Genomic DNA, 14,177 nt, shown 5'->3' on the forward strand with positions numbered 1-14,177 from the left:
AGAGCCGCTTTTTTTATGAAGTACGGATCAGGAAACGGTCAGTACGGCAATGCTCGTACCGCCAATGTGCCGAAGGTTTCGGAACACTGGATTTCCGGACTGATAATAGTCATTGAGAGCCCGCCGAACGCCTTCCCAGTTGGTATAGTCGTGCCAGAGAATGGTGCCGCCCTTGCGAACCAGCCGCAGAGCGTTTTCCGTATCACTCAGCACGTACTCGTAAGCGTGTGAGCCATCAATGAAAACCAGATCCATCTGATGATGGTAGGGGGAATAATCGTACGTAGCGGAGTCGCCGAAGACCTGGGTAATCTTGGATGCTAACGGATGCCCTTTGAAGCGTTCGCCGGATTCGGCTTTCTTCACGTACATCTCCTCCGTTTTTTCAATCTGCATCTGCGTCTGGCTCAGTTCCGAAGGCGGTAAATCCAGCGTCACGATTTGGGCGTCCGCCGGGCTATTCAGGGCCATATTTAACGTAGTTCTCCCCTGAAAGGTACCGATTTCGAAAATCCGTCGGGGCTGTAACTGATTAACTAACTGACTGATCACCTTTACCTCAAATTCAGTCACGTGTCCGAAACCGCATTCGTTCACCCCTTCGAGGAGAAGATTTTTGTCCAGGTGAGCCAGTTCCAAAATATCCGTTTTCGGCAGTTTATAAGGGTCTTCGGGCAGGTCTGAGCTGGGAGCGGGTGGACTATACAGAGCATACAGCTCGCCGAGTCGATGGCGTTCCTGGGCGTCAAAAGGGCTAAGGGCAGCCGTGCGGGCGATGCGTTTAAATACTCCCAGATACAAAGTAAACAAAGCTGTATTCATGAATTTCAAAGTAGAGGTCTTGGATTCTTACTAAAACTGAAAATCAATGAAAGCTGGCGGTTGTACTACGATTAGTTCCTTATAGATTGATCAGGTGTCTAAAATACGGAAAGGATTTAATCACACAAATCCTGATTCTAAAACAATGAAACACAAGGCATAAAAAAAGCCGGTACATGTGTACCGGCCGATGTTAGGATTCGAAAAAATCACCGTGGAAGTTGACCAGAAATACCTCCAGACTGGCCCGGGTCATAGCGGTATATAGCCATCGCACAAATTCCTGATTGACCTGTTCAAGGGTCAGATAGCCCTGATCAATGAAAACCGCACTCCATTGCCCACCCTGCGATTTATGACAGGTGAGGGCATACGCGAATTTCACCTGCAAGGCATTTAAATACGGATCTTTCCGGATTTCCTGCATACGCTCGCGTTTAGAGGCGATGTGTTCGTAATCCGCCGCGACGCCGTCGTACAGAGCTTTACTTTCTTCGCGGGTTAGCGAGGGCGAAGCACTGTCGAGGGTATTGAGCGTAATTTTTGCGTCGAAGGGCGGCTGATCGGGATAGTCCGAAAGTTGTAACAAGCAGTTGGCAAAGCGAATGCCGTACTGTTCTTCGTACCCACGAATTTTCAGCACTTCCACAAAATCGCCGTTCGCCAGAAAGCCCGCGGGCGAATCCTCATCGAGTGCCGTATAGTTATTGCGGACGACCATCAGACGGTCGCCCGTCGAGATTTCGTCTTCCTGGTATTTGATGCGAGTCCGAATGTAACGATTGTAGCTACGGCCGTTTTGTTCGAACGGGTAATGACAATGGTGTTTTCCTCGCCGTATTTGCGGTAGGCGTAATTGATGCCGTCTTCGAGTTTTTCACCCGTCATGCGGAAGCAATCGCGGAAGCCACGGGTACTGAGTCGGATCTCCGGAATTTTGTCCCAGAGAATTTCGCGTAATCGCGTGGCATTCGCCAGGATGCCCGAATCGTTGTCCTGCCGCATGACGTCGGTCATTTCTACTTCCATGACGTCCATGTGAAAATTGTCCCGCAAGTACTTGGCATCCAGAGCCGGACTGTCGTCTTTACCGACGGGCGGCAACTGGGCCAGATCCCCCACGAACAGCAGTTTATTGGGTCCGCCTTCCTCGTTCCCAAAGGCGTATTCGATCAGGTCGGTAAGCAGGCCATTCATTCCGCCAAAATCCGCTTCATCGGGAATCATGGAAGCCTCATCCACGATGAAAACCGTATTGGTATGGTAGTTATTCTGGCGGCGAAATTCCAGGGCTCCGGTAAACTTATTGGCAACCTGACGATAGATTTTTTTATGAATCGTCATGGCTTTTTTCCGGGAGTAGGTCGCCATCACTTTGGCCGCTCGTCCGGTTGGAGCCAGCAGTACCGTGCGGAAACCCAGTTTGGGCAGACTTTTGACCAGCGTACTAATGAGCGTAGTTTTCCCCGTACCGGCGTATCCTTTCAGCAAAAAAGTCTGAGCATCATCATTGGAAAGAAATTTCTCCATGTGATTGAATAGCTCCAGCTGACCTTTCGTGGGCTGAAAGGGAAATTTCTGTCGTAACAGAAACGCGGGGGTGGGCGTATCGGATGTATTCACAATCAAATAACGAGTAGTAAACGAGCCGCGTACGGTCGTTCAACGATGCGTCTCCTGCGTACCAACGCCTCACCTTGGGGCTGACGTATGGTTTTCAGAAACAAAAAATTACTACGTAAAGATCGTCATTTTCGGGCAAATAGTGAAGTTCCGTTACTGTAATCCGTAACCACCTGGTCGTAACAAATCCGATAGCTGCGTATACTTTCGAAAGACGGAATGCACCTGAGCATCGGGGAGGGCCTGAAGTTCTTCCCAGGAAAGCCAGGCGGCTTCTTCCATGATCTGCTGCTGAAATTCGGGGTCGTGGCCCAACTGCAACTGACCGGATTCAATAAACACCCGGAAAAAGACTTCCAGCGTATGTAAAGGGGAGCGAATGAACTCATTGACGTACAAAAGCTCGCCCACGCGAACCTGAAGCTGCGTTTCTTCGTTGAATTCCCGTACCAGAGCCTGAGGGATGGATTCGCCAAACTCCAGACTACCGCCCGGTGGAGCCCAGAAAGGGCCATCTTCAAACAGGGCTTTATGGCGAATGAGTAAGATTCGGTCGTCCTCCACGGCAATACCACAGACCCGTACCCGTACGTACCCTCCAAATTTCTCTAAAACTTCGGTACTCATCGTAAGATCGTCTTTTCGGGCAATATATACGTTTGCTGGGTACAAAAGTGACAACACCTAGATTTTAGGGGGTACCCTGGTAAGCCCGAAAACGTTTTAAAAATCAATAAAAATGCGGTTTGGCGAACGGTAGTAAATCCATTTTCTGCCCGAAAAACGCCTGAAAATCCGTACCTTTGCAACTAGAAAACCAGATATACGAATGCTATCCGTAAGTAATATTTCGCTCCGCTTTGGGAAGCGGGTTCTTTTTGAAGACGTTAACTTAAAATTTGTACCGGGCAACGTATACGGCCTCATTGGAGCCAACGGAGCCGGTAAGTCTACTTTCGTTAAAATTCTTTCCGGTGAAATTGAACCCACTACGGGTTCAGTATCGCTCGATCCGGGCGAGCGGATGTCCTTTCTGAACCAGAACCAGAATGCCTATGATAACGAAACCGTACTGAACACGGTCATCATGGGGAACGACAAGCTTTATAAAGTAATGCAGGAGAAAGACGCCATCTACGCGAAGGCTGATTTCACCGAAGAAGATGGTAACCGGGCCGCTGATCTGGAAGCCGAGTTTGCTGAAATGAACGGTTGGGAAGCCGAATCCGACGCGGCTTCGCTGCTTTCGGGTTTGGGTATCAAGGAAGAAAGCCACTACACGCTGATGGCTGACATGAACCCTTCCGAAAAAGTGAAGGTACTGTTAGCTCAGGCCCTGTTTGGTAACCCCGATATTCTGTTGCTGGATGAGCCTACCAACAACCTGGACATTGATTCCATCCTTTGGCTCGAAGACTTTTTGATGAGTTTCAAGAATACGGTAATTGTGGTCAGCCACGACCGTCACTTCCTGGATAACGTTTGTACGTACATTGCTGACCTTGACTTTGCCAAGATTCAGATTTACGGTGGTAACTATACTTTCTGGTACGAATCAAGTCAGCTGGCGGCCCGTCAGAAAGCGGATCAGAACAAGAAAGCCGACGAAAAACGGAAAGAGCTTGAAGAGTTTATCCGCCGTTTCTCGGCCAACGTGGCTAAATCGAAGCAGGCGACCGCCCGTCAGAAAATGCTGGACAAGCTTCAGGTGGATGAAATTAAACCCTCCAGCCGTCGCTATCCCTACATTGGTTTCAAACCCGAACGTGAAATTGGCGATCAGGTACTGAATGTAGAAAACCTGAGCTACGTACTGGAAGATGGTACGGTACTGTTCAAAAACCTGACGTTCAGCGTGATGAACGATCAGAAAATTGCTTTCCTGAGCAAAGATGGTCTGGCCGTATCTGCTCTGTTTGACATTTTAATGGGCGAACGCCAACCAACGACGGGTACTTTCAAGTGGGGCGTAACGACGACGCAGAGCTACCTGCCGAACGACAACAGCAAATATTTTTCGGATGCCAGTCTGAATCTGGTAGACTGGCTGCGTCAGTACTCCGCTGAAAAGGATGAAACCTTTATTCGGAGCTTCCTGGGCCGGATGTTGTTCTCGGGCGAAGAAGCTTTGAAACGGTGTACGGTATTATCCGGGGGAGAGAAACAACGCTGTATGTTCTCGAAAATGATGCTTTCAGGAGCCAACGTACTGCTGCTGGACGAGCCGACCAACCACTTGGACCTGGAATCCATTCAGGCTTTGAACAAAGGCATGGAGGATTTCCCCAGCGTGATGTTGTTTGCCAGCCATGACCACCAGTTGACGCAGACGGTTGCGAATCGTATTGTGGAATTAACGCCTAAAGGTTGCCTGGATAAACTCATGACCTTCGACGATTACCTGACCGATAACCGTATTAAGGAGCAACGGGAAGAATTGTACGGAGAGAAAGTATAATGCAGTTAGTAGTTGTTAGTTGCTAGATGGTTCGTTAACCAGATTCTACGTCAGGATATTTGGTAAATAAGGATCAGATAACCATCAACTAACAACTACTAACCAACAACCAAACCAGCATGGCTAAGAAAAACTATACGGGTGTGGTGTATTCCACCGATCCGGATTTTCAATACCAGAACGACGAGCCGTCCGAAGTGGACACTTTGCACCCTGCCCAGCAGAATCTGAAGGTACAACTGGATAAGAAACAACGCGGTGGGAAGCAGGTTACTTTGATTACTGGATTCATCGGTACGGAAGACGACTTAGCGGATCTAGGCAAGAAATTGAAAACGCTTTGTGGCGTAGGAGGCTCGGCCAAAGACGGTGAAATTTTAGTGCAGGGCGATCAGCGGGATAAGGTATTAAAGTGGTTGATTGAAAAAGGATATAAGGCGAAGAAAGTAGGGTAAGATTTGGGCGTTCTGAAAATAAATTATTTTTCATTTATCTGAGAAAAAACGGCTAGTTCATACTAGCCGTTTTTTTTATTATTGTGATTAAAACCAATTTGGATGAAGTACTATTTATTCTTTTTTCTACTAGCAATCCATGCTTTACAGGCTCAATCGTTTGAACGACATTATTTTAAGGAAAATGGCGAGGAAACGTTAAACCCCGATATTGCCCAGTTTTTCAGGGATTATTCCATAAAGGATCATAAGGTGTTTCATTTCGTTCAATACGCCATGAATGGAATGAAAGAATGCGAGGGAGATACCCACTTAATTATTCCCCTAATACGAGAAGGCAAGTACATTGTTTACGATACCAATCAAACCATCAGAGAAGAAACGGAATACAAAAACGGTCAACCAGAAGGTTTACAAAAAAAATATTATTCAGACCACAAACTGGAGGAAGTAGGTTACTGGGTAAAAGACAGCAATTCGGTAGACGAAAAGGGTAGGTATGCTACGAGCTATCAAATTGAAAGCTATTTCGATACCAAAGGTAAGCTAGTGGTTGAAAAAGGTACCGGGCCGTGTAGCCGATGGAATGAAGCGGAGGAATTGATTGAAGAAGGCGTATACCTCAATGGGTTAAAGGATGGCGTATGGGAGGGATATCCCAGTGAGCAATCGATTATTTTTTACAATGAAATCTACGAAAAAGGTGTACTAACACAAGGCATTAGCTACGATGCTCTGGCTCAGCCGTATCGCTATAAGAAGCTGGATGAAGTCGCCGTATTTACGGGGAAGGAAAAAACGCTGGAAGCATTTCTACGCCGGGCCTTTACTAAATCTTTGACGATCCGGACCCGTAGTTTTAGGGGAGAAATCTTAGTATCATGCGTTGTTAATACGAAAGGAAACATTACGGAAGTGCAGGTTCCTTCTTTGCGTGATCGCTATGTAAGGGAAGAAATCATTCGAATTATGAATCGAATGAATGGCAAGTGGCAGGCTTCTAAACATCGCGGCCAATGCACAAGTACCCAACTTCATATTCCTGTTCGACTTTAAAGCCATTTAGCTGCGTTTGTTTAGTATTTTGTTGGTACTTAGCATCGTGTTACTCACGAGAAGTTACAGTACACCAAAAGAATGAACGGATCTACTTCCAGATAACGTTAGATGAATTACCACTAGAAAAGTCCTGCGTTAAAAGCATCCAATAAATGAAGATGATGAAATACCTCCTGACCGCCTTAATCGCTTTCCTTACTCCCTTCCTTTTCGCTCAAAACGTCACCCGGATTTATTACCTGGATACGCAAGTGGCTACGAGTACTCCTGATTCCGCCCGTTTTTATCTCGACCTAACCGTACAGGGCGATACCCTGTATCAATACACGGAATATGATAAAGCGGGCGTACGACGGGCGGAAGGGTTTGCGATCCGAATTACGCCCATGCTGGAAAGACATGATCGGTATACGACTTTCTATCCGAATCAACAAAAGCATCGCGAAGGTCGGTATTTCAGAAATCAGCCGATGGGCATCTGGCGAACGTACTATCCCAATGGGAAACTTCAGGAAATGGGCGTATGGTCAAAAAATCCCCGACCTTACGAAGCCCCCTTGCGTTATCTTCTAACTACTTACGCGGATAGTACGGGCCAGATGCTGGTAACGCAGGGCCACGGAACCGTGAGCCTGTATGATCCGCAGGGAAGAGTGCAGGAAGTAGGCTCCTATCACGAAGGCTTGAAAGATTCCGTATGGGTAGGTTATCAGGAAAATGGAATTAAAGCCTACGAAGAAACCTATGTTGCAGGCGTATTACAGGAAGGCCGCAGTTTCGATGCCCAGGGGAAAACCTATCCATATACGGCTCTGGAAACGCCCATTGGTTTTGATGCAGAGGGAGTTGTGAATTTCATTGCCTCCTCGGTTCGCTACCCAGCAGCGGCTCAGCGGGCAGAAAGCCAGGGTACGGTCATCCTGAATTTTTTGATCGATACGCAGGGCGTACCACAGGATATTCGGGTCAGTTCTTCGCCCGACCCCGTTCTGACCAAAGAAGCCATACGGGTCATCCAGCTTAGTAAAGGCAAGTGGAAACCAGCGACGAAGCGGGGGAAAGCCGTAGCGAATCGGTTCACCATTCCGATTCCTTTCAAGTTGATTTAATTGTTGGTAAAGGCGACCGTATTAGCTACTGAAGAGAAAAATAAGATTACTACTGATAGTTGAGGCCAGGTAGCCCGAACCGTTTAAAAACCAGACCGCTGTACCCATCGGTACAGCCGGTTTGGTTTTTAAGCAAAATCACTTGCTCTTTTCCGTACTCTTGAGAGCCCAGTACATGAGTACAGGCTGGAAAAACAGTCGGGTAAATCGTTTTTTATCGGTATTCAAACCAAAGGCGTCGCGTTCGTTGGTGTATTGGGAAATATTACCGGGAAAAACGGCCGCGAAGAACGAAGCCGCGATTTTGCCAATGGCTTCCTTGCGTTTTTCTCCGGCTAAAATCAGGCTGGCACCCAGAGCGATTTCGGCTAATCCCGAGTAGACCACCGTATCATCTTTTTCCAAAGGTACAAAGTCAGGAACCTGAGCCTGAAACTCTTTTCGGGCGAAAGTCAGGTGACTGACGCCGGCAAAAACCAGCATACTTCCTAAACCAATACGGGCGACATTTTGAAGGGTTTCTGTTTTCATAGCAGTGTGTGTTTACCTAGCCGTTATGAAAAATCAATACCACCCGCAAAAAATGAAGGTTCGGGTATTCCGTGCGTGCTTAAAATCCGGCCAGTTTCTCTTCAATTTTATCCAGCTTGAAGCTAAAGGTCGTACCCTTGTCCACGCGACTCATGACCGTAATCTTGGATTTGTGGGCGTTGACAATGTGTTTGACAATGGCCAATCCCAGGCCTGTACCACCTTTTTCTTTCGAACGGGACTTTTCCACCCGATAAAAGCGTTCGAAAATCCGGTTGAGGTGCTCGGGAGGAATGCCCGGACCGTCGTCTTTCACTTCAATTTCCCAGTCTTTCTTATCCTCCGTAAACGTCACATTCACCTTCCCACCGTCGCGACCGTATTTAATGGCATTGTCGATGAGGTTAGTGAGAGCCTGGGAAATGCGATAGGCATCGGCTTTCACAAAGATCTGATCCTGCGGGGTATGAAGCTTTACTTTAATTTCCCGCTGATTGGCCCGGGGTTCCAGCTGTTCAATGACTTCGTGGGTAACTTTTACCAGATCCACCCGCTCGCGGTGCATCTTGATTTCGCCCGCTTCAATTTGCGAGAGGGTGAGTAGGTCAGCCACCAGAGCGTCGAGGCCATCGAGGCTTTTTGCGGCTTTTTGCAGAAATTTATCCCGTACCCGTTCGTCGTCCTTGGCTCCGTCAATGAGGGTATGAATGAAGCCCTGAGCGGCGAAGATGGGGGTTTTGAGTTCGTGCGAAATATCGGCCAGAAACTCCCGCCGAAACTGCTCCATGCGTCGGAGCTCATCAATTTCCCGCTGCTTTTTGGCAACGTATACGAAAATCTCGTTGTTGAGTTTCTTCAGGGGGTTGACGCTCTTGGTAATTTTTTTACGGGAGAGGTTAAAATCTTTCAGCTTCAGCCGCTGAATGGTATCGTAGATTTTATTGATTTCTTCGAAAATCAGGTAATCCAGTACGTAGAAAACCAGGATGAGCGTCGCGAAGAAGGTAGTGGCTCCCGCAATGAAGATGGTACCACCGGGCGTACCCGGCACGAACCAGAGAAAACCACTCGTAATGGCCGAAATCAACAGGGCCAGAATAACAGAAATTACTTTGGGATTTAAAGGGGACATGGGTACGAGTTCTCAGTTGTCCGTCTACTGTTTTCAGTTGTAATCGGTGCTCGGCAAAGGCTGAGTGATATTCAATTGTCAACTGAAAACAGCAAACGGATAACTATCCTTATTCTCCTTCGCCATTAAACATATACCCTACGCCTTTGAGCGTTTTGATATAGGTTTCGCCAATTTTTTCGCGAAGCTTCCGAATGTGAACGTCGACGGTACGTTCGAGTACGTAGATATCCGCTCCCCAGATTCGCTGGAGGAGTTCTTCGCGATTGAATACTTTGTCGGGGTGCTGGGCCAGGAAAAACAGTAATTCAAATTCCTTTTTAGGCAGTACGACCGAACCAAAACCGCCCGTGACGGTGTAATTCTGGCGGTTGATCGACAGTCCCGCCGTCTCGATCCGGTCACCTGGATCGGTTTTCTGGGCTTCCCGGCGAAACAGAGCCTTGATACGGCTCATCAAAGCCCGGGGCTTGATGGGTTTGGTGATGTAATCGTCGGCTCCAATTTCAAAAGCGGCAATTTCGGAGTACTCTTCCGAACGGGCCGTCAGGAAAAGAATGTAACTACCTTTCAGCTCGGGTAACTCCCGTAGTTGGCGAGCCGTTTCAATGCCGTCCTGCTGGGGCATCATAATGTCGAGCAATACGAGATCCGGAGCGAACGTCCGGGCTATTTCAACGGCTTTGCGGCCATCCGAAGCCGACTCGATGTCGTACCCCTCTTTCTCAAGATTATAATGAAGTAATTCAATGATGTCGGGATCATCGTCCACCAGTAAAATTTTGTAGGCGGGCGTAGTGCTCATGGGGGTGTCTGTTGCTTTATACAAAAGTACGTGAATTTACGGTTGACAGGAAATGTTGGCTTGCTGTGCCGCTTCTGGAAGTAAAGATTAACAATTCAGACACAGAAAGTTCACAAAAACTTAATACGGCCGTTCGGTATAGTTTTTAGGGAATGGTGTGAGGTCGATGGCCGGGAAGAAATATCTTTGAAAAGTCCCATAAATGGTGTAACTTAAACCGTGCAACAGGTATGCTCTATTGATGAATAAACCTGTTGATAATCAGAATGCTGTCTGATTATTTCTGGTAAAAAGAATTACGAATGCTTACAAAGGAACAAGTTCTTAAACAATATTTCGGGTACGATGTCTTTCGGCCCTTGCAGGCGGAGGTGATCGATACCGTTTTAGCCGGAAAAGATGCTCTGGTACTCATGCCCACCGGGGGCGGGAAATCGGTTTGTTATCAGGTGCCGGCTTTGGTATTGGATGGATTAACGCTGGTAATTTCACCGCTCATTGCCCTGATGCAGGATCAGGTACAGGGTTTGAAAGCCAATGGGGTACCCGCCGCTTTTCTGAATTCTACGTTAAATCAGTCCGAGCAGGAATCCGTCATCTGGAAAATCAAACTGGGCGAGCTGAAGCTTCTCTATATTTCACCCGAACGGCTTTTTTCGGGAAACTTTCTGGATTGGTTAAAGGGGCAGAAGATCAGTCTGTTTGCCGTAGACGAATCCCACTGTATCTCGTTCTGGGGGCATGATTTCCGGCCCGAGTACACGCAACTGCACCGACTGAAAGAACATTTCCCCCGCGTACCCATCATTGCACTGACGGCCACGGCGGATAATGTGACCCGGAAGGATATTCTTCAACAACTCGCCATTCCGCAGGCTCGTACCTTTCTGGCCAGTTTTGATCGTCCCAATCTCAATCTCACCGTACTGCCGGGGCGGAAACGCATGGAGCAGATGGTGGATTTTCTGAATGCCCATCCCGGCCAGCCGGGAATCATTTACTGCCTCAGTCGAAAAACCACCGAAAGCGTAGCGGCCAATCTGCAGTACATGGGCTTCAACGCCCGCCATTACCACGCCGGTTGTGATGCTCTGTACCGAAACCATACGCAGGCGGAGTTTCTCCGGGACGACATTCAGATCATCGTAGCCACCATTGCTTTTGGTATGGGGATCGATAAATCGAATGTTCGCTGGGTCATGCACTACAATTTGCCCAAAAACGTCGAAAGCTTTTATCAGGAGATCGGTCGGGCCGGGCGGGACGGCTTACCCGCCGATACGGTACTTTTTTACAGTTACCAGGACGTATCCCAGCAAACGGACATGATTCTGAAATCGGAGCTATCCCAGGACCAGAAAGATCTGCTCATTGCCAAGCTTGACCGCATGAAGCAGTACGCTCAGGCGGATATCTGCCGACGACGTATTCTCATTAGCTATTTCAATGAAACGGTAGAAAAAGACTGCGGGAACTGCGACGTCTGCCGCAATCCGCGTACCAAAATCGATGGGACGGTCATGGCTCAGAAAGTACTCTCGGCAATTGCCCGTACCCAGCAGAAAGTAGCCATGGGTACCCTCATTGACATCCTGCGGGGTAGCCGAAACCAGAATATCATTCGGCACGGCTACGATCAGCTAAAAACGTTTGGGGCAGGGCATGAGCTGCGGTACGAAGAATGGGCTGAGTACATCAGTCAACTGCTCAATTCGGGCATTATGGACATTGCCTACGATGAAGGACACGCCTTCAAACTCAATGCGGTCAGTCAGCAGGTACTGCGGGAAGGCAAAAACGTATCCGTAGTGAAATTCATTCCCCTGGAAGAACGAAGAGCCCGGGCGGAAGAAGAAAACGTACAGGCTCCAAAAAGCAAACGAGAGGTGGTTCGCGATGCCATGTTCGAACGGTTACGACTTTTACGAAAACAACTCGCCGACTCCCTGGGGATTCCGCCTTTTCAGGTATTCAGCGATGCTACGCTTTCGGATATGGCTCAGAAACGGCCGATCAATCATGCTCAGTTCCTGCAGGTTTCGGGCGTAGGCGAGCAGAAAAACCGGCAATTCGGGGATGTATTCATCAATGAAATTCTGGCCTTTGTCCAGGAAAATAATCAGTCTGGCGTGAAGATGGCCAAGGGTCTGACCTACGTACAGACGCTGCAACTCTACCAGCAAGGGTACGATATTGAACGGATTGCTACCGAACGAAACCTAACGCCCACGACCATTCTGAGCCACTTACACAAACTGAAAACGGACGGAGAGGACATTGCCTACGAACGACTGCTGCCGGAAGCTACGCGAGAGGCCATTCTGGAAGCGGCCCGGCAACTGGACATCCCCGTTGCCGAAAACGCTCCGATTGCACCCTTGCTGGAAAGTTTTGGGGAGACCTATCAGCCTGGCAACTACGGCTGGCGTTTTTGATTGCGGGCGAAGGGATACGGATGGACGTGGAGGCCTGGCGGCAAGAACATGGATTACCCCCGCGAACGGCCTAGTAATTGTTCAAAAAATTGCGGTAATTTACGCCAAAGCTAAGCCTTATACCTGTTGTGGAAGAAACGGTTTTATCCTCGCAAGATGCCTTACCAACGGTGTCAAATTGCTACGGCGTGAAAATGATTGGTATTGGTGGGGCCGGTTGTTCGGTCCTCAAAAAAATGGCCGACCAGGCGTATACAGGTTTACACCTGATTCCCTGTCACACGGACTTTACGCAGTTAGTGACCTTTCCACAGGCCATTCCGCTCGGAATGCGGGATCTGGGACTAGGACTTACGGCTGAGCAAGCCCGACAGTGGACCCTGGACCAGCAGGCAGTCATTAGCTCCGTGCTCAATCCAGAAACAAAAATTGTCATTCTGGTAGGTGGGTTGGGGGATGGTACGGTGGCTGGAGCGGCTCCGGTCATTGCCGAAATGGCCCGGCAGCGAGGACTATTGGTGGTAGCGTGTGTGATGATGCCCTTTGCTTCCGAAGGGTACGAAACGATGCAGATGGCCGAGCGGGGTCTGAAGCAACTCACGCAGTCCTGCGATTCAGTGGTGGCTTTTTCTCTGGATAAACTTGCTGAGAATCTGAATGATGATCTGAGTATCGCTGAGTTTTACGCCGCCGCCGATGAGTTACTTTGCCAGACGGCTCGCATCGTTCCGGATATTCTGAAACCTTCCGAAACTCCGGATTCGGACATTCAGGAACTGAAAACGGTACTGGAAGCAAGCGGTCTGGCCTTTTACACGCAATTATCGATTAAGGGCAGTCAGCAGCGATTAGAAGCCAGTGTGGCAAAAATCAAGCAAACGTTTGGAAATCAGCGTACGTTGCCGCACGAAGCCCAGCGTATTTTGCTCGTCGTACAGTATGATCCGCTTCAGGCCCTGAATACGCACGAAATTCGCAATATTATCCAGGCTCTCAAACAAACCCTGGGACGCCGGGCGGCAGTTTTCAAGGTAGCTCCACTCGCTAGCGAAGGCTTGGGGAGTGAGCTTCGTTTGGGTATTCTTTCCAGTAGTGGGCGTACTCCTGAGGTGTTAGAGTGGGCCAATACTTATTAAAAGATAATTAATTAAAGATCACGGGAAAATATGCTGAGCCGGAAACAAACGTTTCCGGCTTTTTAATAGCTTTACACTCTATCCGCCAACGCTTTATCTCACCATGTTTCCCATCACTTTCCAGAGGCAATGCCCCTATTGCCAGTCTACGTCCATCGAGCGTCGTCAGCGACCTGTGGCCTTTCGCTATCTATTCTTTTTCATGCCGATTCGTTACTATCAATGTCAACGATGCCGTCGGTTTTTTGTAAAAATGAGGTAAGTATACACTTCCTGTTTTTTCCGGTACTGGCTGCTTGACAGGAAGGTTTATAAGCAGTCAGGAGAAAGGATTGTTTACTTACGTCGCTGAACAGACCGAGTTTAGGCTGGTTGGAGACTTTACCCCATTCGATAGTGGACCATATCCTATCAAAAGCTTTACCTTTTTGAGTTTCGCTATTCACCCAGACTGGGTATAGTAGTTGTTTGTTGATGGTTATTCGTTGCTAGTTGTTAAAGTATAGCCGGATAACTACAGGGACGGTATAAAACCAAACCCCGTCCTATCGCATTCCATGCCGGAATTTCAAGCCGCTTACCATTCCATGGGGGCCATTCCATGGGGGCCAT

The 14,177-nt window shown here is 48.4% G+C and carries 11 protein-coding genes and 1 pseudogene; 6 read left to right on the plus strand and 6 right to left on the minus strand.

The window, feature by feature from the left end; all coding sequences use genetic code 11:
- Positions 1-27: 27 nt before the first annotated feature.
- The 3 genes and pseudogenes from BWI93_RS17520 to BWI93_RS17530 all read right to left on the minus strand — a co-directional run bounded on the left by BWI93_RS17520 (position 28) and on the right by BWI93_RS17530 (position 3,072).
- Positions 28-822, minus strand: a complete 795-nt coding sequence (locus BWI93_RS17520; protein WP_094813592.1) for an O-methyltransferase — start codon at positions 820-822, stop codon at positions 28-30.
- 193 nt (positions 823-1,015) lie between these two features.
- Positions 1,016-2,451: pseudogene (locus BWI93_RS17525) on the minus strand (ATP-dependent RecD-like DNA helicase).
- A gap of 147 nt (positions 2,452-2,598) precedes the next feature.
- The gene (locus BWI93_RS17530; RefSeq protein ID WP_094813594.1) at positions 2,599-3,072 is read right to left on the minus strand and encodes an NUDIX hydrolase; all 474 of its coding nucleotides are present in this window, start codon (positions 3,070-3,072) and stop codon (positions 2,599-2,601) included.
- A 202-nt stretch (positions 3,073-3,274) separates the two neighbouring features.
- Here BWI93_RS17530 and BWI93_RS17535 point away from each other — a divergent pair, with 202 nt between their 5' ends.
- The 4 genes from BWI93_RS17535 (at position 3,275) to BWI93_RS17550 (ending at position 7,526) form a co-directional block, all read left to right on the plus strand.
- On the plus strand, positions 3,275-4,903 hold the full coding sequence (locus BWI93_RS17535; protein WP_094813596.1) for an ABC-F family ATP-binding cassette domain-containing protein: 1,629 nt from the start codon (positions 3,275-3,277) through the stop codon (positions 4,901-4,903).
- Positions 4,904-5,022: 119 nt separating this feature from the next.
- The gene (locus BWI93_RS17540) at positions 5,023-5,358 is read left to right on the plus strand and encodes a translation initiation factor (RefSeq protein ID WP_094813598.1); all 336 of its coding nucleotides are present in this window, start codon (positions 5,023-5,025) and stop codon (positions 5,356-5,358) included.
- Between the two features lie 102 nt (positions 5,359-5,460).
- Positions 5,461-6,414 (plus strand): toxin-antitoxin system YwqK family antitoxin, encoded by a 954-nt coding sequence (locus tag BWI93_RS17545; RefSeq protein ID WP_094813600.1) that lies wholly within the window; start codon positions 5,461-5,463, stop codon positions 6,412-6,414.
- A 161-nt stretch (positions 6,415-6,575) separates the two neighbouring features.
- A complete protein-coding gene (locus BWI93_RS17550; protein ID WP_176454261.1) occupies positions 6,576-7,526 on the plus strand; it encodes an energy transducer TonB in 951 nt (316 codons plus the stop codon).
- 138 nt (positions 7,527-7,664) lie between these two features.
- On the opposite strand, the gene BWI93_RS17555 is transcribed toward BWI93_RS17550, so the two are convergent.
- The 3 genes from BWI93_RS17555 to BWI93_RS17565 form a co-directional block, all read right to left on the minus strand.
- Entirely contained in the window at positions 7,665-8,057 is a 393-nt protein-coding gene (locus BWI93_RS17555; RefSeq protein WP_094813604.1) for a hypothetical protein, read from the minus strand.
- Positions 8,058-8,136: 79 nt separating this feature from the next.
- The gene (locus BWI93_RS17560; RefSeq protein ID WP_094813606.1) at positions 8,137-9,189 is read right to left on the minus strand and encodes a cell wall metabolism sensor histidine kinase WalK; all 1,053 of its coding nucleotides are present in this window, start codon (positions 9,187-9,189) and stop codon (positions 8,137-8,139) included.
- Positions 9,190-9,298: 109 nt separating this feature from the next.
- A complete protein-coding gene (locus BWI93_RS17565) occupies positions 9,299-9,994 on the minus strand; it encodes a response regulator transcription factor (protein WP_094813608.1) in 696 nt (231 codons plus the stop codon).
- A gap of 302 nt (positions 9,995-10,296) precedes the next feature.
- Between BWI93_RS17565 and recQ the strand changes: the two genes are divergently transcribed.
- Both recQ and BWI93_RS17575 read left to right on the plus strand, forming a co-directional pair.
- The gene (gene recQ, locus BWI93_RS17570; protein ID WP_094813610.1) at positions 10,297-12,429 is read left to right on the plus strand and encodes a DNA helicase RecQ; all 2,133 of its coding nucleotides are present in this window, start codon (positions 10,297-10,299) and stop codon (positions 12,427-12,429) included.
- 128 nt (positions 12,430-12,557) lie between these two features.
- Entirely contained in the window at positions 12,558-13,565 is a 1,008-nt protein-coding gene (locus BWI93_RS17575) for a hypothetical protein (protein ID WP_094813612.1), read from the plus strand.
- Positions 13,566-14,177 lie beyond the last annotated feature (612 nt).

Source organism: Siphonobacter sp. BAB-5385 (assembly GCF_002261125.1).
In the GTDB taxonomy this organism is placed as follows: Bacteria; Bacteroidota; Bacteroidia; order Cytophagales; family Spirosomataceae; genus Siphonobacter.

Excerpts from the sequence above, each read along its gene's own strand:
- BWI93_RS17520 (WP_094813592.1), bottom strand. The coding sequence starts at position 822 with ATGAATACAGCTTTGTTTACTTTGTATCTGGGAGTATTTAAACGCATC.
- BWI93_RS17530 (WP_094813594.1), bottom strand. The coding sequence starts at position 3,072 with ATGAGTACCGAAGTTTTAGAGAAATTTGGAGGGTACGTACGGGTACGG.
- BWI93_RS17535 (WP_094813596.1), top strand. The coding sequence starts at position 3,275 with ATGCTATCCGTAAGTAATATTTCGCTCCGCTTTGGGAAGCGGGTTCTT.
- BWI93_RS17540 (WP_094813598.1), top strand. The coding sequence starts at position 5,023 with ATGGCTAAGAAAAACTATACGGGTGTGGTGTATTCCACCGATCCGGAT.
- BWI93_RS17545 (WP_094813600.1), top strand. The coding sequence starts at position 5,461 with ATGAAGTACTATTTATTCTTTTTTCTACTAGCAATCCATGCTTTACAG.
- BWI93_RS17550 (WP_176454261.1), top strand. The coding sequence starts at position 6,576 with ATGATGAAATACCTCCTGACCGCCTTAATCGCTTTCCTTACTCCCTTC.
- BWI93_RS17555 (WP_094813604.1), bottom strand. The coding sequence starts at position 8,057 with ATGAAAACAGAAACCCTTCAAAATGTCGCCCGTATTGGTTTAGGAAGT.
- BWI93_RS17560 (WP_094813606.1), bottom strand. The coding sequence starts at position 9,189 with ATGTCCCCTTTAAATCCCAAAGTAATTTCTGTTATTCTGGCCCTGTTG.
- BWI93_RS17565 (WP_094813608.1), bottom strand. The coding sequence starts at position 9,994 with ATGAGCACTACGCCCGCCTACAAAATTTTACTGGTGGACGATGATCCC.
- recQ (WP_094813610.1), top strand. The coding sequence starts at position 10,297 with ATGCTTACAAAGGAACAAGTTCTTAAACAATATTTCGGGTACGATGTC.